This window comes from Collinsella aerofaciens (assembly GCF_040910185.1).
Classification (GTDB): Bacteria; Actinomycetota; Coriobacteriia; order Coriobacteriales; family Coriobacteriaceae; genus Collinsella; species Collinsella aerofaciens_BF.
Genome location: NZ_JBDGBA010000005.1, coordinates 84,441 through 109,326 on the forward strand (window position 1 = coordinate 84,441; position 24,886 = coordinate 109,326).

The following is a 24,886-nucleotide window of genomic DNA, read 5'->3' on the forward strand; positions in this document are numbered from 1 at the left end:
GATTCCCATGTCCGACAATATGCAGCCTATCGATGAAATTTTGGACGACGAGTCCCCGGATGCTAAGGCGACCGAGGCCTATGAGGAAGTCGAGGAGTTTGACCCGTTTGAGGGCATGAGCGATGAGGGGCTCGACGCCCTGTGCGACGAGGACGACAGCCTCGCGGGCTTTGGCGACGTGGAACCCGGTTTCCGCAGCGGCTTTGTGGCCCTGGTCGGTCGTCCCAACGCCGGCAAGTCCACGCTGCTCAACGCCTGTTACGGCAAGAAGGTCGCCATCACCTCGCCGGTGGCCCAGACGACTCGCCGCCGCATGCGCGCCGTCGTCAACCGTCCCGGCTACCAGCTGGTCTTTGTCGATACCCCGGGTATTCATAAGCCTAAGGACGGCCTGGGATCCGAGCTCAACAAGAGCGCGTTGTTCGAGCTGAACGATGTCGATGTCGTCGCGTTTTTGATTGATGCCACCAAACCGATCGGCAGGGGAGACGCCTGGGTTGCCGAGCGCGTCAAGAACGCTCGTTCCAAGAAGGTCCTGGTGCTCACCAAAGCCGATGAGGCCGACCCCGCACAGGTCATGGAGCAGCTTAAGGCAGCCCACGAACTCATGGAATATGACGACGAGATCGTGACGTCGTCGGTCAAGAACTTCAACGTCGATGCCTTTATCGAGACCGTTGCGCACTTTTTGCCCGAAGGCCCGCGTTGGTTCCCCGAGGACATGGGCACCGACGCTTCCGATGAGACGCTCGTTGCCGAGTTTGTGCGCGAGAAGGTCTTGCGCCGCACCCGTGATGAGATCCCGCACTCCGTTGGCGTGATCTGCGATGCGCTCGAGCAGACCAAGAAGGTGCTGCGCGTGCACGCCACCATTTACGTCGAGCGCGAGGGCCAAAAGGGCATCATCATCGGCAAGGGCGGCGAGATGATCAAGCATATCGGTATCGACGCCCGTCGCGATCTTGAGCGCATTTTTGGCACGCAGGTCTTTTTGGAGCTGGACGTGAAGGTCAAGGCCGGCTGGCGTGACGACGAGGCCCAGATTCGCCGCTTTGGCTACAACGCCGAGGACTAAGGACGCGCGGCGCGCATGGCAGGCTCCCGGACATATCGCACGAAAGTGCTCGTGCTCGATAAGACTAAGCTCAAAGAGACCGACCTGATCTTGACGATGCTTGACGAGCGGGGGCGGCAGGTTCGTGCCGTGGCAAAGGGCGCCCGCAAACCCGGCGGACGCCTGGCTGCGCGCTGCGAGCTGTTCTGTACGGTAGATATGCTGCTCGCACATGGACGGTCACTCGACGTGGTTTCCCAGGCCGAGCTTATGGAGGCGCCGCTCGGCGTTGCGCCCGATTACGAGACGACCTGCGCCGCAAGCGCGATCGCCGAGGTCGCGCGCGTGTGCTCGTTCGAGGACGCCGAGGACCCGTTTACCTTTGCTATAACGCAGCGAGCGCTTGCCCTGGTGGGCAGCGGGCTCGACACGGCGCATATGGATCTACTTGTGGCGGCATATGTCTTTAAGCTGCTGTCGCACGTTGGCTATCGACCCGATTTTTCGGCCTGCGTGCTGTGCGGAGACCCCATGCTGTCGTATTTTTCGCCCCAGGCGGGCGGCCTCATGTGCGGGTCGTGCGCGTCGAGCGTTCCAGGTGCCGAACTGGTGTCGACCGGTGAGGCCGCATGGCTGCGCGCCCTCATGTCCATGACCTTCGATGCGCTTTTGGCCGAGCGAATCGACCCGCATACCGCAGCCTTTTTGCTGGGGCTTTCGCATGTTTGGGCTGCGACGCACACCGATCAGCGCCTCCGTGCGATGGAATTCATGTTGGGTCGGTGATGATGCGCAGGCGCGGGCTGCTTGTGGTAACATACCGACCTGTTGGTACCTCGACCTTGGTTGCTCGCTCCACCGGCGGCTTCCCAGTCCGAGGCGAATCGAGTCGCCCGATGGCGACGCAAAAAGAAAGGTGAAACAATGACTGTTTCCAAAGAGCGCAAGGCGGAGCTGACTGCCCAGTTCGGTAACACCCCGGTCGACACCGGCAACCCCAAGGTTCAGGTCGCCATCCTGTCCGAGCGCATCAAGGAGCTGACCGAGCACATGAAGTCCCACCAGAAGGACTTCCACACCCGTCGTGGTCTGCTCATGCTCGTCGGTCGTCGTCGTCGTCTTCTCTCCTACATCAAGAAGAACGACATCGTCGAGTACCGTGAGCTCATCAAGGCTCTGGGCATCCGCGACAACATCCAGTAGGATTTGTACATGCTAAGAGCGTCCTGCGCAGCGGGGCGCTCTTTTTGTGTAAGGGCGCGAACAATCACGCTCTGAAGCGTGGCGGGGGCAGGGGGTCCGCGTCACATGAGAAGCCCGCAGGCAAGGGGCCTGTGGGGTAAAGGAGAACAATGACACTCGTATCCAAGACCTTTGAGCTGTACGGCAAGACCTACACCTTTGAGTCGGGCGAGCTTGCCAAGCAGGCCACCGGCGCCTGCCTGGTCAAGCAGGGCGACACCACGATGCTCGATACCGTGGTCGTCTCCAAGGAGCGCAAGAACTATGACTTCTTCCCGCTGACCGTCGACTTCAACGAGAAGATGTACGCTGCCGGCCGCATCCCGGGTGGCTACCTCAAGCGTGAGGGCCGTCCCAGCGAGAAGGCCACGCTCACCGCGCGCATGATCGACCGTCCGATTCGCCCGAGCTTCCCGGACGGCTTCCGCAACGAGGTGCACATCGTCGCTACCTCGCTTGTCGCCGACCAGGTCAACCCCTTTGACGTCATCAACGTCATGGGTGCTTCCCTGGCCATGACGCTCGGCGGCGTGCCCTTCGAGGGCCCGCTTGCCTGCGTGCGCATCGGCCGTAACGTGGAGACCGGCGAGTTTATCGTCAACCCCACCTACGAGGAGCGCGAGAACTCCGATCTGGACTTGGAGCTGGGCGGCTCCGCCGACTTCATCTCGATGGTCGAGGCCGGCGCCGAGGAGATCTCTGAGGACGACATGCTCGCCGCCATGAAGTTTGGCCAGGAGGCCCTTGCTGCCTTCTGCCAGGCTCAGGATGAGTTCGTCGCCGAGTGGGAGCAGGTTAACGGCCCCATCGTCAAGAAGGAGTACCCGCTCGACCAGCCCGTCGAGGAGGTCCAGGAGCGCATCTTCGCCCACTACGACGAGATGGCAGCCGCCCTTCGCGACGCCGACAAGCTCTCCCGTATCGGTAAGGTCGAGGCTCTGAAGGAGTCCATCCGCGCCGAGTTCACCGAGGAGGAGCAGGCCGCTTGGGAGCGCGAGATCCCCGTGGCGCTCAAGAAGCTCGAGAAGAAGGCCATGCGCACCATGGTCGTTGAGACCGGCGAGCGCGTCGACGGTCGTGCCGCCGATGAGATCCGTCCCATCATGGTGAAGGACAACTACCTGCCGCTCGTTCACGGCTCCGGCCTGTTCCAGCGCGGCCAGACCCAGGTGCTCTCCGTCCTGTCGCTCGGCATGCTCAACGAGGGCCAGCGTCTGGATACCATCGAGCCCACCGAGGGCAAGCGCTACATGCACCACTACAACTTCCCGCCGTTCTGCACCGGCGAGACCGGTCGCATGGGCAGCCCCAAGCGCCGCGAGATCGGTCACGGCAACCTTGCCGAGCGCGCCCTGCTTCCGGTGCTCCCCGACGAGAACGAGTTCCCCTACGCCATCCGCGTGGTCTCCGAGGTCATGGAGTCCAACGGCTCCTCTTCGATGGCTTCGACCTGCGGCTCCACGCTCGCCCTTATGGACGGCGGCGTGCCTATTAAGCGCCCGGTCTCCGGTATCGCCATGGGCCTGATCCAGGAGGAGGGCAAGACCGTGGTCCTGTCCGACATCCAGGGTCTCGAGGACTTCCTGGGCGACATGGACTTTAAGGTCACCGGCACCACCGAGGGCATCACCGCCCTGCAGATGGACAACAAGGCCACTGGCCTTACCTTCGACATCCTGGCTCGTGCCCTGCAGCAGGCCAAGGAGGGTCGCGCCTTCATCCTGCAGAAGATGCTCGATGTGATCCCCGAGCCGCGCCACACCACGCGCAGCACCGCCCCGCGCATCGTTTCCATCCAGGTTCCGACTGACAAGATCCGCGACGTCATCGGTTCCGGCGGTAAGGTCATCCGCGGTATCCAGGACGAGACCGGCGCTTCTGTCGACATCCAGGAGGACGGCACCGTCTTTGTCGGTGGCACCGGCGAGTCCGTGGACCAGGCCGTCGAGCGCATTAAGCTCATCATCAAGGTTCCCGAGCCGGGCGAGGAGTACACCGGTCGCGTTGTCTCCATCCAGCCCTTCGGCGCCTTCGTCAACCTGCTGCCCGGTAAGGACGGCCTGCTGCACATCTCCCGTGTCGCCAAGGGCCGCGTGGAGAAGGTCGAGGACGTCCTCAACGTGGGCGACGAGGTCAAGGTCGTCGTCATCGAGGTTGACGATCGCGGCAAGATCTCGCTCGATCGTCTTGACAAGCCCGAGGCCCCGGCTCGCGCCGAGGGTGCCTCCGAAGGCGACGGCGAGCACTTCCAGCGCCGTGAACGTCCGCGTCGCGAGCGCTCCGAGCGCAGCGATCGTCCGCGCCGTCCCGGTGACAACGGAGGCCGCAAGCCCCGCCGTCACCACGACGCCGAGTAACAGCTACACATAAGCAGCTCAACAAGGGCGACTCCGCAATGGGGTCGCCCTTTTGCTTGCGCCCGGGAGGGACGCATATGAAGTTTCCTGCTCTACAGTCCTGCGCAAGACGGAAAGCACATTAAGTGCTTTCCTTTGCGTGCGGAACTCGCGATAAACTTCATATGCGTCCCTCCCGGGCGCAAGCAAAAGGGCTGGTTAATGCCGCTTGCTATTTAGTTAGACAGTCTATTCAGTAGTCAGATTACAGATCTGTAGATAGCCGCAGCAGCATCTTCCCAGATAAAACCGACCAAAATAAACCTGTCTCTATTTGGCAGGTTTCCCGTGGGGCGGGCACTGATGAAGTTTATCGCGAGTTCCGCACGAACAGGAGGCCACTTAATGTGGCCTCCGTCGTGAGCAGGACTGTAGAGCAGGAAACTTCATCAGTGCCCGCCCCACGGGAAACCGGCGGGATGGACCAGTTCAGATGGGGCTTTGATGCATGGGTGGTCTGTTGTTGTGCAAATGGGTATCATACTGTGGTTACTTCGTCGACTCTGTGATGCATGTTTGTACGTTCCCGACGGTCGGTTTGCCAGAAGCGCCCCGTCGGTTGTTCCAGACCCGTTTCGAAGAAAGGAAACCACACTAACCTATGGCAGCTAAAAAATCATCTCCCTTGAAGATCATCCCGCTCGGCGGCCTTGACGGCATCGGTAAGAACATGACGGTCTTCGAGTGCGGCGACGACATGGTGCTCGTCGACGCCGGTCTCATGTTCCCTGACGACTCCCAGCCCGGTATCGACCTGGTGCTTCCCGACTACACCTATGTTCTGGAGAACGAGGAGAAGCTCCGCGGTATCGTCGTCACCCACGGCCACGAGGACCACACCGGTTCGCTTCCGTATCTGCTGCAGGACCTCAACAATAAGGTGCCCATCTTCTCGAGCAAGCTGACGCTTGGCTTTATCGAGGGCAAGCTTTCTGAGTTCCGCATCCGCGCACCCAAGTTCCGCGAGGTCAAGGGCGGCAGTCATGTCAACCTCGGCGGCATCTCGCTCGACTTCTTCTCGATGACGCACTCCATCCCCGGCGCTCTGGGCGTGTTCATCCGCACCAATCAGGGCACCGTTATGCACACCGGCGACTTTAAGCTCGACCAGACGCCCATCGACGGCGTCACGCCCGACTATGCCGCTATCAGCCGCTTTGCCAAGCAGGGCATCGACCTGCTGCTGTCCGACTCCACCAATGCCACGGTTCCCGGCTTTACCAAGTCCGAGGCCGAGGTTGGACCCAACCTGCTGCACGCCATCAAGAACGCCCCGGGTCGCGTGTTCGTCGCGTCGTTCTCGAGCCACATCCATCGTTTGCAGCAGATCTGCGATGCCGCCCGCAAGTGCGGCCGTAAGGTCGTTGTGACCGGTCGCTCCATGCTCACGAACACCCGCGTGGCGCGTGAGCTGGGCTACCTCAACATCGACGATGCCGATATCATCGATGCCTTCGATATCGATAACCTGCCCGACGACAAGATCGTCGTCATGTGCACCGGTTCGCAGGGCGAGCCGCTGTCGGCCCTGTCCCGCATGGCCAACGGAGAGCACAAGACGCTCTCCATCCACGAGGGCGATACCGTTATCCTCTCGGCAACTCCTGTTCCCGGCAATGAGAAAGCCGTCCAGCAGGTCGTCAACAGCCTGGCCAAGCTCGGTTGCGACGTGTGGGATAAGAACCGCGCTCTTGTCCACGTCTCGGGCCACGGTAGCCAGGAGGAGCTCAAGCTCCTGATGGCCATGGCCAAGCCCACGTACTTTATGCCGGTTCACGGTGAAGCCGTGCATCTGCGCGCCCATGCCCAGCTGGCTCGCAAGATGGGCATCAAGGACGATCACATCTTTATCCTCGATAACGGCGACACGCTCGAGATGCGCGGCGGTATCGTCAAACGCGGTACGCCCGTCGAGTCCGGTGTCGTTTACGTCGACGGCCTGCGTATTGGCGATACCGACCCCATCGTCCTGCGCGATCGTCAGAAGCTCGCCAACGACGGTATGGTTACCGCTGTTGCCATCGTCTCGCTCAAGCACAAGAAGATTGAGGCCATCGAGTTCTCGGGCCGCGGCGTCTCGTTTGCCATCGACGACCAGTTCTCCGAGGATGCCTCCGCGTCCATCATGAAGACGATCGAGAAGGGCAAGTTCAGCTTTACGAGCAGCGGTTCCGATGCTATTCGTAAGGCCGTGCGCGATTCGCTCTCTAACTTTATCTGGAGCCGTACGCGCACCCGTCCGATGATCATCCCGGTCGTCATGGAGGTTTAGTTTGGCGCGTGGATCTGCACAAAACGCCAAAGGCAATAAGGCCAATAACCAACCGGCATCTGCTAAGGGTGCCGGTTCCCATCTGCGTGCCAACAAGGGCCACGAGGCGGACTTCGATGAGTTCGAGCCCCTGGTCGAGCCTTCGGCCAACCGCGATATCGCCGGCGTGGTCATCGCCGTTTTGGCGATTGCGTCCTTCATTGCCGTGATTTCGCCGGCGACCGCACCCGTTACGGCTGTGGTTGCCGGTTTCTACCATCTGGGCTTTGGTCTGGGCGCCTACGTGCTGCCGATCGTCATCTTGCTGTTTGCCGCCACGCTCTTTTTAGGTGAGGACTCGCCGCTCAACGCGCGCTCGGTCGCGGGCGGAGCCGTGGTCTTTATCGCCGTTGTCTCCATTCTTTCTCTGATGGTGCCGGGTACGAGCGACTCGTGTGACCTTATGTTCACGCCGCAAAATCTGTCCGCCTCGGGTGGCTACATCGGTGCGTTTATTGCGAGTGCGCTGCAGAATGCCCTGGGTAAGCCTATCGCGATGGTGGTCCTGTTGGGTCTGGCCGTCGTTGGTTTTGTCATCATCGGCTTTTCGGTGGGTGGCGTGCTGCGCTCTGCTCGCGACCGTGCGGCCGATTTTGCCGAGCGCCGTCGTGCCGACGTCAACGCGAGCCCGTGGGGTGACGATGAGGCCCTGTCGGTGCCCGGCGTTGCCCGTCCGCACCTGAGCATTCTTCGTCAAAAGGGCTCCGATGCTGCCGTGACCACAGTCATGGGCAACGATGTGGACCCGGTTTTGGACGATGACGACGAGGACGAGGATCCGTTTGTCGACGTGTCCGATGCCGTGGAAGCTGAGCGCGCTAAGACGACGCTGTTGCCGCGCCGCCATGCCAAGAAGGGCAAGGCTGCGCCCAAACTCAATACGAGTGAGCCCGACCCGTCTTGGTCCGAGAGCGAGATTGAGCTCACCGAGGGCGATGACGAGGACGACGAGGCTCCGATTGAGACCGCAAAGACAACTTTGCTACCGCGTCGCCATGCAAAGCGCGACCAGGTAACCGGTCAGCTTTCGATGGAAGACGACCCCGATAAGATCGACGAGTCCGAGCCGCCGTTTGCCGTGAATCCTGTCTCGGCAGCACCTCAGATCCCCGACTTCTTGAAGCATCCCAAGGTTGCCGATGCGCCTGCCTTGAGTGCTGTCGAATCGGCTGCGGCTAGCGATGGGGGAGCGGACGGCGGCGCCGCAGATAACGAGGGCGAAGAAGAGGACGGCCTCAAACTTCCGCCACTTGAGATTCTGCATGCCAACCCGCAGTCGGCTTCCGCCGCGTCTTCGGACAAGGAGCTTGAGCAGACTGCCGAGTCACTTCAGTCCACGCTGCTTGAGTTTGGTCGTAGTGCCCGCGTGGTCGGCTGGATCGCCGGCCCCACGGTGACGACCTTTAAGCTGCAACCTGGCGAGGGCGAGCGCGTGAGCAAGATTTCGAGCCTCGAGGACGATATCGCGCTATCGCTTGCTGCCCAGTCGGTGCGTATCTTTGCCCCGATCCCCGGCACCTCGCTTGTGGGTATCGAGATCCCCAATCGCAAGCGCCAGAACGTCAACCTGGGCGACGTGCTTCCCTATGTGAAGGGCGGTCCGCTCGAGCTCGCCATCGGTCGAGATGCCGAGGGTACGCCGGTCGTCGCCGACCTTGCCAAGATGCCCCACCTGCTGATCGCCGGTACCACGGGTTCCGGTAAGTCGGTCATGATCAACTCCATCATCACGACTCTGCTCATGCGCGCTCTTCCCGAGGACGTTCGCCTGATCATGGTCGACCCCAAGCGCGTCGAGCTTGCGGGCTATAACGGTCTGCCGCATCTTTACGTGCCTGTAGTGACCGAGCCCAAGCAGGCCGCGAGCGCTCTGCAATGGGCCGTGTCCGAGATGGAGCGTCGCCTGAAGGTCTTCGAGCGTCTTAACGTGCGTAAGATCTCGACCTACAACGAAAAGCAGGCCGCCGGCGAGTTTGAGCATTACGACAATCCGCCGCAAAAGATGCCCTACCTGGTCATCATCATTGACGAGCTCTCGGACCTGATGATGGTCGCCGGTAAGGATGTCGAGGCCTCGATCGTACGTATTGCACAGCTGGGCCGTGCCGCCGGTATTCATCTTATCGTGGCCACGCAGCGCCCCAGCTCCAACGTGGTGACGGGCCTCATCAAGGCCAACATCACCAACCGCATCGCCTTTAACGTCGCTACGGGCATCGACTCGCGCGTCATCATCGACCAGATGGGTGCCGAAAAGCTCACCGGTTTGGGCGACATGCTGTTCTCCAAGGTCGACTGGGGCAAGCCCCGCCGTATTCAAGGCTGCTTTGTTTCGGATGATGAGATCAACGAGATTGTCGAGTTCGTCAAGTCGCAGAGCGAGCCCGACTACCACGAGGAGATTCTGTCTGCCGTGGCGCCCGCTTCCATGTCCATGGCGGGTGGCGGCGGTATTGTCCGCACCGGAGTAGCCGAGCCGCAAGACGATGATCCGCTCATTTGGGAAGCCGCCCATATTGTGGTGGAATCGCAGCTTGGCTCCACATCTGGCCTGCAACGTCGTCTGAAGGTTGGCTATGCGCGTGCCGGGCGTATTATGGACATGCTGGAAGAAAAGGGTGTCGTCGGCCCGCCCGACGGTTCCAAGCCGCGCGAGGTCCTGTTGGACGAGGAGGGGCTTGCCGCGCTGGAATCTGTCGACGCCGAGATGGCACGTGAAGATCGTGAGTTTGGAGGATTCTGATGGCTGCACGCTTTGGTGACATGCTGCTCGAGCAGCGTCGCCGAATGGGCCTTTCCATTCAGCAGGTCGTCAACACCATCAAAATCAGGCCGCAGATCATCGAGTTTTTCGAGACCGGTAACTTTGCTTCGATGCCGCCGCGCGGCTATGCACAGGGCATGATTTCGAGCTATGCTCGCTTTTTGGGCCTCAATCCGCGCGAGGTCGTCAATGCCTACTTTGACGACCTGATGGCATATGAGCGCGAGACGTCGCAGCAGGGCGGTCGTTTTCAGGACGCCGCCGGCTACGTCAATTCGCGTTCCTCGGTCGATAACGGGCGCTTCCTGATGGCTCAGGGCGGTCGTTCGACCCGCTATGGACAGCGTCCTCAGCAGGCCGGTTATATTACTGAGACGGGTTCGGGCGAGGAGATTCGCTCACAGCGTGACCGGTTCCGCAGTACGCCGATGCCTGAGGACCGTGCACTTCCCACTGCCCGCGGCGTGGCGCGTGACCCTCGTGCCGGCTACGGCGACGGCGGCTATTCCGATCGCGGTCACCGTGGTGTCTCCACCGGACGCTCTCGCGGTGGCTATGCGGATGCCGATACCACGCAGGTGACGCCGCGTCTTCGCTTTCAATCACAGCCGTATGGCCAGCGCTCTTCGGCTCCGCGTTCGGGCCAACGTGGCTATCAAGGCCGCGGTGAACTTGCGCCCCGCTCGGGTCAGCGCAGCCTTCAGGGCCAGGGCGGCTATCGCGGCCGTTCCGATAGCAATCGTGGTCGTATGCCTCAGGGAGGCGGCCGCAGCAGTTCCAATCGTGGACGCGGCGGATCACGTACTCCTCAAAACAACGGGCTCGATCCGCGTATCGTCTACGCCGGCATCGGTGCCGTTGCGCTGTTGTTGATTGTGCTCATCGTGGTGCTTCTGCGCGGCTGCGCATCTTCGGCGCCCGAGACCACGCCCGAGACGCCCACTGCTACCAAGACGACGACCAAGAAGTCTTCTAAGAAGACCGAAACGGTCGACGAGGACGAAGACACCGATGAGGCGACGGATGAGTCGACTGACTCGGACGCTACCAAGACGACGGCCAAGAAGGAAGAGAACGAGGTCACGAAGGTCAAAGTCTCCGTTGCCAAGGGAAAGACCGCGTGGATTGAGGTCAAGGTCGACGGCAAGTCGGTCTATGGCGCCCAAGCGACTGGCCCCTTTGAGCAGGAGTACTCGCCCGAGTCCTCGATCGAGATCACCACGTCCAAGCCTTCCGATGTCACCGTTACCAAGAACGGTGAAAAGGTTCGTTACGATACCAAGACCTCGGGCGTGGCGCGTGTGACGATCACCGTTCCCAAGAAGGAGACGACTGATTCCGAGAATGGTGAAAGTTCTGATGGTACCGATACCACCGATGGTGCCGATACCACCGACGTTACCGATGCCCAGTCCACGGATGGCGCCGATACCGCAACTGACGGTCAGACACCCACCGATTCTACCGACTATTCGTACGATAGCTACTAAGCCGCTCGTACGCGAAAGGAAACATCATGGCTAAAGATTCCAGCTTCGACGTCGTGTCCGAGGTCAACATGCAAGAGGTCGACAACGCCTTCCAGCAGACCACGCGCGAGATTTCCCAGCGCTATGACCTTAAGGATTCCGGCGCCACGATCGAGCTTTCGAAGGGCGACAAGCTCTTTACGATCAACGCCCCGGCCGACTTTGTCTCCAAACAGATTGTCGACGTGCTGAGTTCCAAGCTCATCAAGCGCGGCATTGACCTCAAGGCTGTCTCGTGGGATGCTCCTCAGGCGGCATCGGGCGGCACCGTGCGCGTGCTCGGCCATATTGTCGAGGGTATCGACCAGGCGACCGCCAAGAAGATCAACAAGGACATCAAGGACCAAAAGCTCAAGGTCAAGGTGACCATCGAGGCCGACAAGCTGCGTGTTTCCTCTGCTTCGAAGGATGCGTTGCAGACCGTAATCCAGTTCCTGCGCGACCAGGACTACGGCCAGCCGCTACAGTTCACCAACTACCGCTAATATCATTCGAAAGGACCGCTCTCCAACATGGATACACCGTTGGGCTCCGTGCTCTACATCACCCTCGGGTGCGCTAAGAACGAGGTCGACACCGACCGCATGCGTTCTCTTTTGACTGCTGCGGGCTACGAGGAGGCATTCGACCCGCAGGATGCCGATATCGCCATCGTCAATACATGCTCGTTCCTTGCCTCCGCAACGTCCGAGAGCATCGAGACCACGCTCGAGCTCGCCAACGAGGTTCAGGACGGCGTTCGTTCTTGCCCCATCGTTATGTGCGGCTGTGTGCCGTCGCGCTATGGCGACGACCTGCCTGACGAGCTGCCCGAGGTCGCTGCCTTTGTGAAGGCCGACGAGGAGGACGGCATCGTGGCGGTCATCGATGGCGTGCTGGGTGTCGAGCGTGAGATCGCGGCCTATATCCCTCAGGTCAAGCGTACCGTCGAGGGCGCCGTTGCTTACGTCAAGATTTCCGATGGCTGCAACCGCTTCTGCAGCTTCTGCATGATCCCCTATATTCGCGGTCGCTATCATTCGCGCAATGCCGAGAGCATTATCTCCGAGGTGCGCGACCTGGTTGCCGGCGGTGTGCGCGAGATCGTGCTGATCGGCCAGGACACGGGTATTTGGGGCATCGACTTTGCCGACGAGGACGTCGCCGAGGGCTCGCCGCGCAATCTGGCGCAGCTGCTGCGTGCCGTCGCCGAGGCCGTGCGCCCGCACAACGTCTGGGTCCGTGTGCTCTACTTGCAGCCCGAGGGCATGACTGACGAGCTCATTGAGACCATTCGTGATACGCCCGAGGTGCTGCCCTATATCGATATCCCCGTGCAGCACTGCGACGCGCGCATCCTCAAGGCCATGCGTCGCTCCGGTTCGCGCCAGGAGCTCGAGGATCTGTTCCGCGACCTTCGTGAGCGTATCCCCGGCATCGTGATCCGTTCCACGGCCATGGTCGGCTTCCCGACCGAGACCGACGACGAGTTCCGCGACCTTATCGACTTTATGGACACCGTCGGCTTTGACTACACGAGCGTCTTTGCCTACTCGCAGGAGGAGGGCAGCCTGGCCGCTAAGATGGAGGGTCAGGTCGACGAAGAGGTCAAGCTCGAGCGCGCCCAGGAGGCCATGGACCTGGCCGAGTCGCTCGGTTTTGCCGCCACCGCCGCCCATGTGGGCGAGCGCGCCCAGGTGATCGTCGACGGTATCGAAGAGACCGAGGACGGCGCCGAGCTGATCGGCCATGCCTGGTTCCAGGCGCCCGATTCCGATGGAGCGGTGCATCTGGACGCCAGCGAGGCGTCCGTGGGCGATATTCTGACTGTCGAGTTTACCGATAGCTTCTGCTATGAGCTTATCGGTCATGTTGTGGAGTAGGAGAGCGTCGTGGCAAACGAGAGCAATAAGGAACTGACGAGTGTCTGGACGCCCGCCAACATCGTGACGTGCGTTCGCATCGTCTTTATCCCGGTGTTCATGATCGTCTCGGCTCTGTCTCACACGAGTGTTGCCGGTACGGATTGGAGCATCTTTGACGGCCCGCTCGCCGCCGCTGCCTTCATTCTGTATGTGATCCTGTCGTGCACCGATAAGGTCGACGGTTATCTGGCGCGCTCGCGCAACGAGATCACCGACTTCGGTAAGTTTCTGGATCCCATCGCCGATAAGCTGCTGGTGTTCTCGGCCTTGCTGCTGTTCTTGGATTTTGGCGCGGTGACCGTGTGGTCCGTGTTCATTATCCTGTTCCGCGAGCTGCTGGTGAGCGCCCTGCGCATGGTCGCGAGTGCGGCCGGTGTGGTCGTTGCAGCCGATAAGCTCGGCAAGTACAAGACGGCAACCACGATGGTTTCCATCTGCGGTTACCTGTGCGTTTTTGCTATGGCCGGCTTGCACCTTGGCCCGGTGGCGCTGACGCTCGGCATCTACTCGGTGTCGCGCTTCCTGTATGCCGTTGCCGTTGTCTTGACCGTTATCTCGGGCGCCCAGTACTTCTGGAACTGCCGCAAGATCGTCTTTTCGGTCTAGGTCCTGTTGGGTATGACGGTCTCTTTTGAGCAGATCTCCGCACATAACGAGGAGCTGGCGCGCGATATTGTCGAGCGTGCGAGCGCTCGGGTCGTGACGGTTTCGACGGCTGAATCTCTGACAGCCGGCATGATCGCCTCGACGATCGCCGATATCCCTGGTGCCTCGGCGGTGCTGCGCGGTGGTGCGGTGACGTACTGCGACGAGATTAAGCATCGCGTGCTCGGCGTTGAGCAAGAGACGCTCGACCGCTACACTGCGGTGTCGTATCAGACGGCGCGCGAGATGGCTGCCGGTTCGCTGGAGCTGTATCAGAGCGATATTGCCGTGAGCGCGACTGGCTATGCCGGCCCCGGTGGAGGGACCGAGGACGATCCGGCTGGCACTTTCTATATTGGCTGGGCGTATCGCTCGGCTGATGGGGAAGTGCCGGTCGTGGACTCTGTGCGCTGCCACTATGAGGGCGACCGTTCGTGTGTTCGTGCCCATGCGGTCGCGGAGGCATTGGGACGCATTGCCCTTGTGCTTAACTCTATGGAATAGACGTGTTTTAAGGGGCCTTCGGGCCCCTTAATTGTGGAGATAGGGACCCCTGACGAATTTTGCGTTTGCGCTGGTCATAGGTGTATTTTTGCCTTTCTTGTTCTTATTTGCCCCTTTGTGGTCAAGCATTTGGTCAGTGTTTGGTCGGCGTTTGGTTGGGTTTTGGAAAGACTGCCTGCATATGATTGGCCTGAACGGTTGACCACGAACAGCCGTTCGTTTATTATCGATGCAGGTTGTTAAGAGGAGGGCTATTCATGGCCAAGAATTCAGGTCCCGTACGTACCGTTCATGCTCGCACGACGGGTAAAGAGCGCGATGAGATGATCGCCACCACCAAGGCCGAGATCGAGAAGAAGTTCGGTCAAGGCTCCATCATGAGGTATGGTGACGGCGGCCCCGAGCTTGAGGTTGAGGCCATCCCCACGGGCGCTCTGGCACTCGATGCCGCTCTGGGTATCGGCGGTGTGCCGCGCGGCCGTATCGTCGAGATTTACGGTCCTGAGTCCTCCGGTAAGACGACGCTTTCGCTCGAGATCCTGGCCGAAGCCCAGGCAATGGGTGGTGTGGTGGCATTTATCGATGCCGAGCACGCGCTCGATCCCACGTATGCCGCGCGCATTGGCGTGGATATCGACGAGGTACTGATTTCCCAGCCTGATACGGGTGAGCAGGCGCTCGAGATTGTTGACATGCTCGTGCGTTCCGGCGCCATCGATGCCATCGTCGTCGACTCCGTCGCCGCGCTGACCCCGCGTGCCGAGATCGAGGGAGAGATCGGCGATACCACGGTCGGTTTGCAAGCTCGTCTGATGAGTCAGGCGCTCCGCAAGCTCGCCGGCTCGCTGTCCAAGTCCAACACGACATGCATCTTCATTAACCAGCTGCGAGAGAAGATCGGCGTCATGTTCGGCAACCCCGAGACCACGACGGGCGGCCGCGCCCTTAAGTTCTTCTCTTCGGTGCGTATCGACATTCGCCGCATCGACAGCATTAAGCTTAAGGATGAGGTTATCGGTAACCGCGTGCGTGCCAAGGTCGTCAAGAACAAGGTGGCAGCTCCGTTCCGTTCTGCTGAGTTCGACATCATGTACGGTACGGGCATCTCTAAGGAGGGCTCGATTCTGGACATGGCTGTCGAGTGCGGCATTTGCAAGAAGATGGGCTCCTGGTTTGCCTATGGCGAGGACAAGCTCGGCAACGGTCGCGAGGCCGCCAAGGCGTTCCTGCGCGAACACCCCGATTGTGCCGACGAGATTGAGCATAAGGTCCGCCTTGCCTGCGGGCTTGAGTTTGATGACGATGCTCCGTCCGAGGTCGAGCTGACCGATCAGCCTGCGCCTGAGGAGTTTGACGAGCTTTACGCCATCGATGGTTCCGCCATGCTCGATGATGACGACGAGTAGCGGTTACGCTCATGTCGTATACGGTGACCGAGGCCACGGTCGTCTTTCCCGATAAGAAGGCGGCCTCCTCGTTCTCGAGCGGGTATGCGTCCAAAAAGCCTTGCGCACATATCGATTGTGAGCTTGAGGGCGGTTTTGAGCGGTCCATTTGGATTCCCGTGCGGGTCGCGCGCCTGTATGTCAAAAATCGCCCCGATCTTCCCTGTGATTGGGATAACTTTCGTGAAGCGGTGCAGCTCATCGAGCGTAAATGTGCACTTACCATGGTGACTGAGATGCTATCGCGACGCGACCATGCGACGGGTGAGGTCTGTGACAAGTTGGCACGCTACGGCTTTCGCCAGCCCGCAATTGATTTCGCCGTCCAGCGTGCCACAGAGTATCGCTTTTTAGATGAGAACCGCTTTTGCTCGTACTTTATCGAGGAACGCAAACGACGCGGCTGGGGACAGCGCAAGATTGAGACCGAGCTTAAGCGCCGTCATGTCGTACTCGATGACATTCCCGGTTATCCCGAGGATTATTTTGCCGTCGAAGACGATTTGGCGCGTGCGTCAGCCCTGCTCGCCAAGCGGCGTGTTCCAGAGACGCGCGGATTCGAAAAACTGGTTCGGTTTTTGATGGGCAAGGGCTTCTCGTATCACATCGCTGCCGATGCCGTTAAGGCACGTCTCGATGCCGAACGCGAGGAATGTGCGGTTTAGGCGTATGCGTTTTGTGGCCCTGCCGTTCACCGCGTTTTAGCCGCCGTGCCGGGGCCATTTATTTGACAGTTGTTGTGGTTCAACGTACGATAAACACTGTCATTTGCTTTGTGATATGTGCTCATCTGTGATGAGTTTGTTTATATGTTTATCTGTATCCGACCCGCATAAGCTGCGCCCATATTACTCAAATGTCGCGAGCCGTTCGTAAGGACGGTTCGCTTTGTTGTGTAACGAATCCATAAAAAGGAGTGAGCATGCCTATCATCGCAGCGCTCGTTGGCATCGTTTTGGGTGCCATCGCCGCCATTGCCTACATGCGCACCGCCAAGCAGGGTAGTCTTCACGAGGCCGACGAAAAGATCCAGTCGGCACACGCACAGGCTGAGTCCCTGATCGGTGATGCTAAGCGTCAGGCCGAGACCCTCAAAAAAGAGGCTCTGCTCGAGGCTAAAGAGGAGATCATCAAGAACAAGCAGGCCGCCGAGGCCGAGGACAAGCAGCGTAAGAGCGAGATTCGTACGCTCGAGAACCGTGTGATGCAGCGCGAGGAGTCCCTTGATCGCCGAAACGACGCTCTCGACAAGCGTGAGCACCAGCTGTCCAGCCAGGCCGGTCAGGTCGAGAAGCGCTCCCGCGAGCTCGAGGAGCTCTGCGCCAAGCAGACCTCCGAGCTCGAGCGTATCGCCGACCTGACCCGCGAGGACGCCCACAAGGAGCTCCTCGATAAGGTTCGCGGCGAGGTCACCCACGAGGCTGCCACGATCATTCGCGAGTCCGAGCAGCAGGTTCGCGCCGAGTGCCACAAGACCGCCCAGGAGATTCTGTCCCTGGCGATTCAGCGCTGCGCTGCCGACCACACAGCCGAGGTCACCGTTACCTCCGTGCACATTCCCTCTGATGACCTCAAGGGCCGTATCATCGGTCGCGAGGGTCGCAACATCCGGACCTTCGAGCAGGTTTCCGGCGTCAACCTCGTGATCGACGACACGCCTGAGACCGTCGTTCTTTCGAGCTTCGACCCGGTCCGTCGTGAGACCGCCCGTGTTGCCCTCGAGAACCTCATCGCCGACGGCCGCATTCACCCCGCCCGCATCGAGGAGATGTATCACAAGGCTGCCGACCTGGTTCAGCAGCGCGTGCGCGAGGCTGGCGAGCAGGCTGCCTTCGATACCGGCATCCACGACCTGCACCCCGAGATCGTCAAGACCCTTGGTGCCCTGCGCTACCGTACCTCGTTTGGTCAGAACGTGCTTCAGCACTCCCTCGAAGTCTCTGACCTGTGCGGCGTGATGGCTTCCGAGCTTGGCCTGGACGTTGTGACCGCCAAGCGCGCCGGCCTGCTGCACGACCTGGGCAAGGCAATCGACCATGACGTCGAGGGCCCGCATGCCGTCATCGGCGCCGAGCTTGCCCGCCGTTATGGCGAGAAGCCCGTTATCGTCCACGCTATCGAGGCTCACCATGCCGACGTCGACCCCAACACGGTGCTCGATGTCCTGGTACAGGCCGCCGATGCTGTCTCTGCCTCTCGCCCCGGTGCCCGTCGCGAGTCTGCCGAGAACTACATCAAGCGTCTTGAGAAGCTCGAGGAGATCGCCAACTCCCATGATGGCGTCGAGCGTACCTATGCCATGCAGGCTGGTCGCGAGGTCCACGTCATGGTTCAGCCGGACAAGATCTCTGATGCCCAGTCCACGGTCCTGGCTCACGATATCGCCCATCAGATCGAGGAAGAGATGGAGTATCCCGGTCAGGTGCGCGTCGTCGTGATTCGCGAGAGCCGCGCTGTCGATATCGCTAAATAACATGAGCGACGCGAACGGGCTCATCTCATTTATCGCGTCGATGTCGGGGGAGGGCAACCTTCGCGTCGAGGAGAACCTTGGCGAGGGGTATGTCCGCCTCCGCGTTTCGGAGGCCGAGCGGCGCCAGGCAAAGCACGACATTCAGCATGTCGAGGATATCGTCATCGAAATGCTCCGTAATGCTCGCGATGCTGGCGCCGATAAAGTCTATCTCGCTACGACCAAGGAAGATGGCGTCCGCACGCTTGTCTTTCTGGATAACGGTTCGGGCGTTCCGCAGGATATGCAAGAGCGAATCTTCGATGCCCGCGTTACCTCCAAGCTCGAGAGCATGAAGATGGACCGTTGGGGCGTTCACGGTCGTGGCATGGCATTGTTTTCGATCAAGCAGAACACCGACGAGGCCCGTGTGGTCACGTCTGGTGTCGACCTTGGCTCGGCCTTTAAGGTGAGCGTTGCGGCCGACCGCCTCAGTGAGCGTGCCGATCAGTCCAGCTGGCCTCAGGCCGTCAAGGATGAGGACGGACGTTATGTCTGTGCTCGCGGCCCGCATAATATTATTCGCGCTGCTTGTGAGTTTGCGCTCGAGGAGTTGCGTGGTTGCGATGTCTATCTTGGTTCTCCGTCTGAGATTGCCGCGACCCTTTATGCTCAGGCGTCAAGTCGGCTCGATACGTCGCGTCTCCTGTTCATTGATGACGAGAGTGAGCTTCCGGTTGTCGATCGTTTAGGCCTTGCCTCTGATGCCGAGGACTTTATCCGTATCTGCTCGGGTTTGGGTCTTGAGATGTCCGAGCGCACGGCACATCGCATTTTGGCAGGGCAGATTAAGCCCGTTCGCGGTGTGACCGCGCGTCTGCTGCGCGAGCGTGATTCGTCCTCGCATGCGCCGGCTCCTGTCGATCTCGCGAAGGATCGTCGCGGGCTACGTATTGCCAAGGATGACATGGCACAGTTTTCGCGTGCTGTGGAGCGTGACTTTAATGACCTTGCCGCCCGGTACTATCTCAACCTTTGCGGCGACCCAAAGATTCGCGTTTCGCGTGATCGAATCACCGTGACCTTCGATCTTGCCAAAGAGGAATAGTGCCTTTACCGAGTCCACTCGGTACGATACAGTTATTGCAGTTAAAACGTACTTTTAAACGCAGGAGTTTCTTCATGGATTGCCTGAAGGTATCAAGCAAATCATCGCCCGCATCCGTTGCCGGCGCCATCGCCGGCATGGTCAAGGATGGTGTGCCCGTCAACATTCAGTGTGTCGGCGCCGGTGCGGTCAACCAGGCCATAAAGGCCGTTGCTATTGCGCGCGGTTTTTTGATTCCAACCGGGTTTGATATTTCCTGCGCGCCCGTGTTCTCCGACATCCTCATTAACGGGGAGTCGCGCACGGCCATCCGTCTTTCTATTTACGTTCACCAGATCAATCGAGCTGCTATGGATAACGTCGTCATGGATGATGTTAAGCCTGTGGCATAGCTTCTGCTTGCCTCGATTCGCCCCCCCCTCTCCATCGTTAGGACTTATGCACATGGACCAGCGTTCCGTACGCGATATTCTTGCCGGTAAAACCTACTTTATCCGCACCTTTGGCTGCCAGATGAATCAGCACGACTCCGAGCGCGTGAGCGGTCTGCTCGATTCGTATGGTTGCCTCATGGCGCTCGATCCCGAGCATGCCGATATTGTTGTCTTCATGACATGCTGCGTGCGCGAGGCCGCCGATACTCGCCTGTACGGCCAGTGCAATTCCTGTAAAAGCCTGCCGCCTTCGCCTTCGGGCAAGCGTGTGGTTGCCGTTGGTGGTTGCATCGCGCAGCGCGATGGTGAGGGCCTGCTCACCAACGTCGATAACGTCAATGTCATCTTTGGTACGCATTCCATCGCACATGTGGCCGAGCTCATTGCCGAGGCGTTCCTTGATGGCAAGCGTCATATCCGCACTAATGAGCATGAGGATACGGATGCCATGAGCATGCCGTGGCATCGCGAGACCCAGTATCACGCTTGGGTGCCCATCATGACGGGCTGCAATAATTTCTGTACCTATTGCATCGTTCCGTACGTGCGCGGTCGCGAAAAGAGCCGCCCCTTCGAGGAGATTGTCGACGAGGTGACCGGTTTGGTGCGCCAGGGCGTGCGTGAGATTACGCTGCTGGGCCAAAACGTTAACTCATATGGTCGCGATCTGTTTGGCAAGCCGCGTTTTGCCGATCTGCTACGTGCCGTGGGCGATACGGGCGTGGAGCGCATCTTCTTTACGTCTTCGCATCCCAAGGATCTGCTGCCCGAGACCATTGACGCCATGGCCGAGACGCCTGCCGTCATGCCGCAGCTTCACTTGGCCGTTCAGTCGGGCTCCACGCGTATCCTCAAAGAGATGAATCGCCGTTATACACGCGAGGACTATCTGGGCCTGGTCGATCGCATTCGCAACCGGATGCCCGATATCGCGCTCTCGACCGACATCATCGTTGGCTTCCCGGGCGAGACTGAAGAAGACTTTGAGCAGACGCTCTCACTTGCCGAGACGGTCCGCTATGCCCAGGCCTATACCTTCATCTATTCCAAGCGCGCCGGTACCCCGGCCGCAGAGATTGACGATCCTACGCCGCATGAGGTTATTCTCGAGCGTTTCAACCGCCTGGTTAAGGTTATCGAGACTACGGCACACGAGTATAACCAGGGTGAGCTTCATACTGTGGTGCCGGCGCTCATTGAGGGAACGAGTAAAAAGAACGACGCGGTCCTGCTGGGCAAGAGTCCCAAGAATCAGACCGTGCATGCGCCTATCCCCGAGGGTTACAGCATCGATCAGCTTGTTGGCAAGATCGTTGATGTTGACGTTGACGTTGCCAAGACCTGGTATTTGTCCGGCTCCGTTGTGGGCGAGCCGCGCTAATGGTTTCTCCCAGGGCAGGACTTTCCGCCGTTGCGATCGTCGGTCCGACGGCGGTTGGTAAGAGTGATGTTGCCGACCGTTTGGCAGCTCGTCTTTCGTCCGAAGTGCTGTCGTGCGATGCGATGCAAATCTATCGCGGCATGGACATCGGTACCGCAAAGATGGCGCCCGATGAGTGTACGGCGCCGCTGCGTCTCGTCGACATTGTAGAGCCGGGTGTGGCATATTCTGCTGCGCTTTATCAGGCTGACGCTCGCGCGCATGTTGAACGTCTCCTTGGTTCGGATTGCCTGCCGGTTTTTTGCGGAGGTACGGGGCTGTATCTCAAGGCCGCCCTCGATGAGATGGACTTTCCCTCGGGTGAACTTGAGGACGATCGTCGCGCGGGGTATCAGGAACTTGCCGAGCGTATTGGTGAGGAAGAACTGCATGCCCTGCTTGCCGAGCGCGATCCAGAATCAGCTGCTGTTATTCATCCCCATAACGTGCGGCGTGTGATTCGCGCGCTTGAGATGCATGATGATGGTATCTCCTATGCACAGCAAAAAAGTCAGTTTAGTGTTCCGCGCGAGTATTATCATGCGCTGTGGTTTGGCCTGACCCGTAATCGCGAGGTGCTCTACGAGCGCATTAACCTGCGCGTCGATCTGATGTTTGAGCAGGGTCTTGTCGATGAGGTCCGCGGTCTTATGGACCAGGGGCTGGGAGATGCCCTGACGTCGATGCAGGCAATTGGCTATAAAGAGATCATCGATGCTTTCAATGGCGTGATGAGCATGGATGAGGCTCGCGAACTCATTAAGATGCGTTCGCGTCGCTATGCCAAGCGTCAGCTTTCGTGGTTTAAGCGCGATGACCGTATCGTGTGGTTTGATATGGATGAATGTACGATCGATGAGGTCGTTGAGGATATCCTGCATCGTATTGAGGCTGCCTAATGGCCCGTTTCCCCCTTGTTCCCACGGCACCCGAGCCCGAGCGTGCCATTTTAGTTGGTGTTGAGTGGCGCGACAATGCATGGCCGCTCGATCGCTCGCTTGATGAGCTGGAGCGTCTTGCCCACACAGCTGGTGCCCAGTGCGTGGCACGCTTGTCGCAGCGTTTGGTAAAGCCGTATCCTAAATCGTTTATCGGTTCCGGTAAGGTTGAAGAGCTGTGCGGCCTGGTGCATCGCATGGATGCCGATGTTGTTATTTTTGACGACGACCTGACCCCCTCGCAGCAATCCTATTTGGAGAAAGCCGTGGGTGAGCCGGTAAAGATTATCGATCGTACAGCACTGATCCTGGATATCTTTGGCCTGCATGCTCAGACGCGTGAGGGACGCCTGCAGGTACAGCTGGCACAGCTTCAATATTTGTTGCCTCGCCTGCGTGGCATGTGGAGCCATCTCGCCAAGGAGCAGACGCGCGGCGGCATCGGCTCACGTTTTGGTCAGGGCGAAAGTCAGCTCGAGGTCGACCGTCGCCTCATTCGTAATAAGATCGCTGCGCTTCGTCGTGAGCTCAAGCAGGTTGAACAGCGTCGCGATGTTCAGTCAAAGAGTCGTATCGAGTCGCCGGCGTTTCGCGTTGCTTTAGCCGGTTATACCAATGCCGGTAAGTCGACGTTGCTCAATCGCCTGACCGGGTCTACGGTGCTTTCACAGGACAAATTGTTTGCCACACTCGACCCGACGACGCGTTCGTATCGTCTGCCCGGCGGTCGCGGCATGACGATTACCGATACCGTCGGCTTTATTCAAAAGCTGCCCCATGGTCTGGTCGATGCCTTTAAATCGACGCTGTCCGAGGTTTTGGGTGCCGATCTAATTCTCAAAGTCGTAGATGCGTCTGACGAGGACTATGAGCGGCAGCTGGAGGCTGTCGACCGCGTGCTTGATGAGATCGGCGCCGGAGAGCGTTTAACGCTGACCGTATTCAATAAAATCGATCTTCTCGATAGCGTCGATCGATTGAGTTTCCGTCGTCGCTATCCGGAGGCCGTTCTGTTCTCGGCCCAAACGGGCGAGGGGCTCGACGATCTCGTCGACCGGATTGCTCGCGAGGCAGCTGCCACCGATGTGTTGCTCTCCGCTGATATCCCGTATCGTGAGGGCGCTCTCATCACGCTGGTGCATGAGCAGGGAACCCTTCTGCATGAGGAATATCTCGAGGACGGCGTTCGCATTGTGGCGAAACTGCCGGCTCGTATTGCACCGCGGCTCGAGCGCTATCGTACGGAATAAACGATTTCTAGCACGCCTAGAATGACTGGCTGATGGAGCAGGTAGAACGGTAAGGCATGCCGACCCAGGACTGCGAGCGCCGGGATAGGATTGGCGTATGCCCATGCTGGCGCTTCGAGACTTGATGCTTGTGCTGCCTGGGCAGCAAAAAAGCCGGTAAGGTACATAAAGACAAACGGTATGAGCGGATAGTAATCTCCCGAAACAAAACCCGGGCCTGGGAATCCAAGCCATGCCAGGTAGGGGAGTGGGTAGACCGCCTTTGGAATGCCCCAGGTTAGGGCAAAAAGAACAAGGCACGCTGCGATGCCCCATGAGCCCGGTAATTTTTGGAGTAACGGACGGGTGAACGCAACCACCGCGGTGCACACCGCCATGCAATAAATGATGCCAAAGTTCACTGAATCGTCGACCGATACGAGCGTTGTTGCGATCCAGACGACCAAAGCTGCGGCAGCGTACTTAGCCGCTCGTTTGGCATTGTTGCGTGAGAGCGTGCACATCCAACCCGCGATAAACAAAAATACCCAGCTGATGCTGGCGCGCCAGACGTCTTGAAAGACAGTCTGGGTAAACCAAGGCATATCCCAGCCGTACAGGTAGGCGAGATCATAGCAAGCGTGAAAACCTGCCATAGAAATCATCGTAAACCCGCGGACGGTATCAAAGATGGTTATGCGTTTTTGCATTACGAGAACCGGCGCATCAAGCCGACGACTTTGCCCAGGATAACGGGATTCGTTGCATAGATAGGTTCCATGGTGTCGTTCTCGGGCTGCAAGCGCACACGCCCCTGCTCCTTGTAGAACGTCTTGACGGTCGCCGAACCATCAATCATGGCCACGACAATTTCGCCGTTCATGGCACTTTTTTGTTCACGGACGATGATGTAATCGCCATTGAAGATGCCGACATTGATCATTGAGCTCCCATGCACCTCAAGGATAAAGGAACCCTGATCAGTGGCGATTTCGGTCGGGATAGTAAACGTGTCTTCGATATTCTGCTCTGCCAGAATGGGAATCCCAGCCGCGACGCGACCAACGAGCGGTAGCGAGACCGTTCCGCGAGGTGCGGTGGGCTCGTCAGATTTGGAAATTGAGACAGAGGAGCCGTCCTCGTTAAAGAGTTCCAGGGCGCGCGGTTTGGTGGCATCGCGCTTGAGCAGCCCGCGCGCCTCCAAGGCAGATAAGTGGGCGTGCACGGTGCTGGGGGAGGAAAGGCCCACGGCAGATGCCATCTCGCGCACACTGGGCGGATAACCCTTCTCCTGCTGATATTCCTTGATGAAGTCGTAAATTTGCTGCTGACGCTTGGTAATTTTGCGAGCCATCAGGGCATCCTCTCTACCCATGTCAAACAAATGTTCGAATTTTGCTTGACAGGAACAACTGTTCGAAGATAATAATAACCGAACATTCGTTCTCGCGCTAGACATTTTTGTCCGCGCGGCTTGATAAAACTGTTCTCAGCAAAACACGCGAGAGGAG

Annotated in this window: 21 protein-coding genes; 19 read left to right on the forward strand and 2 right to left on the reverse strand. The window is 59.3% G+C overall.

Annotated features, from left to right (window positions below; translation table 11 throughout):
- Positions 1-7: 7 nt before the first annotated feature.
- The 19 genes from era (at position 8) to hflX (ending at position 23,396) form a co-directional block, all read left to right on the forward strand.
- Positions 8-1,075, forward strand: coding sequence for a GTPase Era (gene era / locus AB5Z54_RS03425; protein ID WP_368160221.1), 1,068 nt, complete (start codon positions 8-10; stop codon positions 1,073-1,075).
- Between the two features lie 15 nt (positions 1,076-1,090).
- Complete coding sequence (recO, locus tag AB5Z54_RS03430; RefSeq protein WP_117629181.1) at positions 1,091-1,840, forward strand: DNA repair protein RecO; 750 nt, start codon at positions 1,091-1,093, stop codon at positions 1,838-1,840.
- A 138-nt stretch (positions 1,841-1,978) separates the two neighbouring features.
- Positions 1,979-2,257, forward strand: a complete 279-nt coding sequence (gene rpsO, locus AB5Z54_RS03435) for a 30S ribosomal protein S15 (RefSeq protein WP_035138510.1) — start codon at positions 1,979-1,981, stop codon at positions 2,255-2,257.
- A 149-nt stretch (positions 2,258-2,406) separates the two neighbouring features.
- Positions 2,407-4,653: a polyribonucleotide nucleotidyltransferase gene (locus AB5Z54_RS03440; RefSeq protein ID WP_055309899.1), complete on the forward strand. Its 2,247-nt coding sequence runs from the start codon at positions 2,407-2,409 to the stop codon at positions 4,651-4,653.
- A gap of 640 nt (positions 4,654-5,293) precedes the next feature.
- On the forward strand, positions 5,294-6,964 hold the full coding sequence (locus AB5Z54_RS03445; RefSeq protein ID WP_006235967.1) for a ribonuclease J: 1,671 nt from the start codon (positions 5,294-5,296) through the stop codon (positions 6,962-6,964).
- 1 nt (position 6,965) lies between these two features.
- Positions 6,966-9,746, forward strand: coding sequence for an FtsK/SpoIIIE family DNA translocase (locus AB5Z54_RS03450; protein WP_368151015.1), 2,781 nt, complete (start codon positions 6,966-6,968; stop codon positions 9,744-9,746).
- The gene (locus tag AB5Z54_RS03455; RefSeq protein WP_368160224.1) at positions 9,746-11,257 is read left to right on the forward strand and encodes a RodZ domain-containing protein; all 1,512 of its coding nucleotides are present in this window, start codon (positions 9,746-9,748) and stop codon (positions 11,255-11,257) included. Before AB5Z54_RS03450 ends, AB5Z54_RS03455 begins: the two co-directional genes overlap by 1 nt.
- 26 nt (positions 11,258-11,283) lie before the next feature.
- A complete protein-coding gene (locus AB5Z54_RS03460; RefSeq protein WP_006235971.1) occupies positions 11,284-11,781 on the forward strand; it encodes a YajQ family cyclic di-GMP-binding protein in 498 nt (165 codons plus the stop codon).
- Between the two features lie 27 nt (positions 11,782-11,808).
- Positions 11,809-13,158, forward strand: coding sequence for a 30S ribosomal protein S12 methylthiotransferase RimO (rimO, locus tag AB5Z54_RS03465; RefSeq protein ID WP_368160227.1), 1,350 nt, complete (start codon positions 11,809-11,811; stop codon positions 13,156-13,158).
- A gap of 99 nt (positions 13,159-13,257) precedes the next feature.
- A complete protein-coding gene (gene pgsA, locus AB5Z54_RS03470) occupies positions 13,258-13,806 on the forward strand; it encodes a CDP-diacylglycerol--glycerol-3-phosphate 3-phosphatidyltransferase (RefSeq protein WP_229025873.1) in 549 nt (182 codons plus the stop codon).
- 12 nt (positions 13,807-13,818) lie between these two features.
- Positions 13,819-14,349, forward strand: coding sequence for a CinA family protein (locus AB5Z54_RS03475; protein ID WP_368160228.1), 531 nt, complete (start codon positions 13,819-13,821; stop codon positions 14,347-14,349).
- Between the two features lie 257 nt (positions 14,350-14,606).
- A complete protein-coding gene (recA, locus tag AB5Z54_RS03480) occupies positions 14,607-15,755 on the forward strand; it encodes a recombinase RecA (protein ID WP_022094695.1) in 1,149 nt (382 codons plus the stop codon).
- A gap of 11 nt (positions 15,756-15,766) precedes the next feature.
- The gene (locus AB5Z54_RS03485; RefSeq protein ID WP_368160230.1) at positions 15,767-16,459 is read left to right on the forward strand and encodes a regulatory protein RecX; all 693 of its coding nucleotides are present in this window, start codon (positions 15,767-15,769) and stop codon (positions 16,457-16,459) included.
- 257 nt (positions 16,460-16,716) lie between these two features.
- Complete coding sequence (gene rny / locus AB5Z54_RS03490; protein ID WP_115596193.1) at positions 16,717-18,267, forward strand: ribonuclease Y; 1,551 nt, start codon at positions 16,717-16,719, stop codon at positions 18,265-18,267.
- A gap of 1 nt (position 18,268) precedes the next feature.
- A complete protein-coding gene (locus AB5Z54_RS03495; RefSeq protein ID WP_368160231.1) occupies positions 18,269-19,354 on the forward strand; it encodes an ATP-binding protein in 1,086 nt (361 codons plus the stop codon).
- A 74-nt stretch (positions 19,355-19,428) separates the two neighbouring features.
- Positions 19,429-19,746 (forward strand): stage V sporulation protein S, encoded by a 318-nt coding sequence (locus tag AB5Z54_RS03500; RefSeq protein WP_006235982.1) that lies wholly within the window; start codon positions 19,429-19,431, stop codon positions 19,744-19,746.
- A 52-nt stretch (positions 19,747-19,798) separates the two neighbouring features.
- Positions 19,799-21,169: a tRNA (N6-isopentenyl adenosine(37)-C2)-methylthiotransferase MiaB gene (gene miaB, locus AB5Z54_RS03505; RefSeq protein WP_055285164.1), complete on the forward strand. Its 1,371-nt coding sequence runs from the start codon at positions 19,799-19,801 to the stop codon at positions 21,167-21,169.
- Positions 21,169-22,107 carry a tRNA (adenosine(37)-N6)-dimethylallyltransferase MiaA gene (gene miaA, locus AB5Z54_RS03510; protein ID WP_368160234.1) on the forward strand — a complete coding sequence of 313 codons (939 nt, stop codon included), beginning with the start codon at positions 21,169-21,171 and terminating at the stop codon, positions 22,105-22,107. Before miaB ends, miaA begins: the two co-directional genes overlap by 1 nt.
- Positions 22,107-23,396: a GTPase HflX gene (gene hflX / locus AB5Z54_RS03515; RefSeq protein ID WP_117654789.1), complete on the forward strand. Its 1,290-nt coding sequence runs from the start codon at positions 22,107-22,109 to the stop codon at positions 23,394-23,396. The genes miaA and hflX overlap by 1 nt, the downstream gene beginning before the upstream one ends.
- On the opposite strand, the gene AB5Z54_RS03520 is transcribed toward hflX, so the two are convergent.
- Both AB5Z54_RS03520 and lexA read right to left on the reverse strand, forming a co-directional pair.
- A complete protein-coding gene (locus AB5Z54_RS03520; protein WP_089573371.1) occupies positions 23,381-24,085 on the reverse strand; it encodes a heparan-alpha-glucosaminide N-acetyltransferase in 705 nt (234 codons plus the stop codon). The genes hflX and AB5Z54_RS03520 overlap by 16 nt on opposite strands.
- Complete coding sequence (gene lexA, locus AB5Z54_RS03525; RefSeq protein ID WP_040359862.1) at positions 24,085-24,729, reverse strand: transcriptional repressor LexA; 645 nt, start codon at positions 24,727-24,729, stop codon at positions 24,085-24,087. The genes AB5Z54_RS03520 and lexA overlap by 1 nt, the downstream gene beginning before the upstream one ends.
- Positions 24,730-24,886 lie beyond the last annotated feature (157 nt).

Excerpts from the sequence above, each read along its gene's own strand:
- AB5Z54_RS03520 (WP_089573371.1), bottom strand. The coding sequence starts at position 24,085 with ATGCAAAAACGCATAACCATCTTTGATACCGTCCGCGGGTTTACGATG.
- rpsO (WP_035138510.1), top strand. The coding sequence starts at position 1,979 with ATGACTGTTTCCAAAGAGCGCAAGGCGGAGCTGACTGCCCAGTTCGGT.
- AB5Z54_RS03440 (WP_055309899.1), top strand. The coding sequence starts at position 2,407 with ATGACACTCGTATCCAAGACCTTTGAGCTGTACGGCAAGACCTACACC.
- AB5Z54_RS03495 (WP_368160231.1), top strand. The coding sequence starts at position 18,269 with ATGAGCGACGCGAACGGGCTCATCTCATTTATCGCGTCGATGTCGGGG.
- recO (WP_117629181.1), top strand. The coding sequence starts at position 1,091 with ATGGCAGGCTCCCGGACATATCGCACGAAAGTGCTCGTGCTCGATAAG.
- AB5Z54_RS03460 (WP_006235971.1), top strand. The coding sequence starts at position 11,284 with ATGGCTAAAGATTCCAGCTTCGACGTCGTGTCCGAGGTCAACATGCAA.
- AB5Z54_RS03445 (WP_006235967.1), top strand. The coding sequence starts at position 5,294 with ATGGCAGCTAAAAAATCATCTCCCTTGAAGATCATCCCGCTCGGCGGC.
- recA (WP_022094695.1), top strand. The coding sequence starts at position 14,607 with ATGGCCAAGAATTCAGGTCCCGTACGTACCGTTCATGCTCGCACGACG.
- miaB (WP_055285164.1), top strand. The coding sequence starts at position 19,799 with ATGGACCAGCGTTCCGTACGCGATATTCTTGCCGGTAAAACCTACTTT.
- rimO (WP_368160227.1), top strand. The coding sequence starts at position 11,809 with ATGGATACACCGTTGGGCTCCGTGCTCTACATCACCCTCGGGTGCGCT.
- hflX (WP_117654789.1), top strand. The coding sequence starts at position 22,107 with ATGGCCCGTTTCCCCCTTGTTCCCACGGCACCCGAGCCCGAGCGTGCC.
- rny (WP_115596193.1), top strand. The coding sequence starts at position 16,717 with ATGCCTATCATCGCAGCGCTCGTTGGCATCGTTTTGGGTGCCATCGCC.
- lexA (WP_040359862.1), bottom strand. The coding sequence starts at position 24,729 with ATGGCTCGCAAAATTACCAAGCGTCAGCAGCAAATTTACGACTTCATC.
- AB5Z54_RS03485 (WP_368160230.1), top strand. The coding sequence starts at position 15,767 with ATGTCGTATACGGTGACCGAGGCCACGGTCGTCTTTCCCGATAAGAAG.
- pgsA (WP_229025873.1), top strand. The coding sequence starts at position 13,258 with ATGATCGTCTCGGCTCTGTCTCACACGAGTGTTGCCGGTACGGATTGG.
- AB5Z54_RS03475 (WP_368160228.1), top strand. The coding sequence starts at position 13,819 with ATGACGGTCTCTTTTGAGCAGATCTCCGCACATAACGAGGAGCTGGCG.
- era (WP_368160221.1), top strand. The coding sequence starts at position 8 with ATGTCCGACAATATGCAGCCTATCGATGAAATTTTGGACGACGAGTCC.
- miaA (WP_368160234.1), top strand. The coding sequence starts at position 21,169 with ATGGTTTCTCCCAGGGCAGGACTTTCCGCCGTTGCGATCGTCGGTCCG.
- AB5Z54_RS03500 (WP_006235982.1), top strand. The coding sequence starts at position 19,429 with ATGGATTGCCTGAAGGTATCAAGCAAATCATCGCCCGCATCCGTTGCC.
- AB5Z54_RS03455 (WP_368160224.1), top strand. The coding sequence starts at position 9,746 with ATGGCTGCACGCTTTGGTGACATGCTGCTCGAGCAGCGTCGCCGAATG.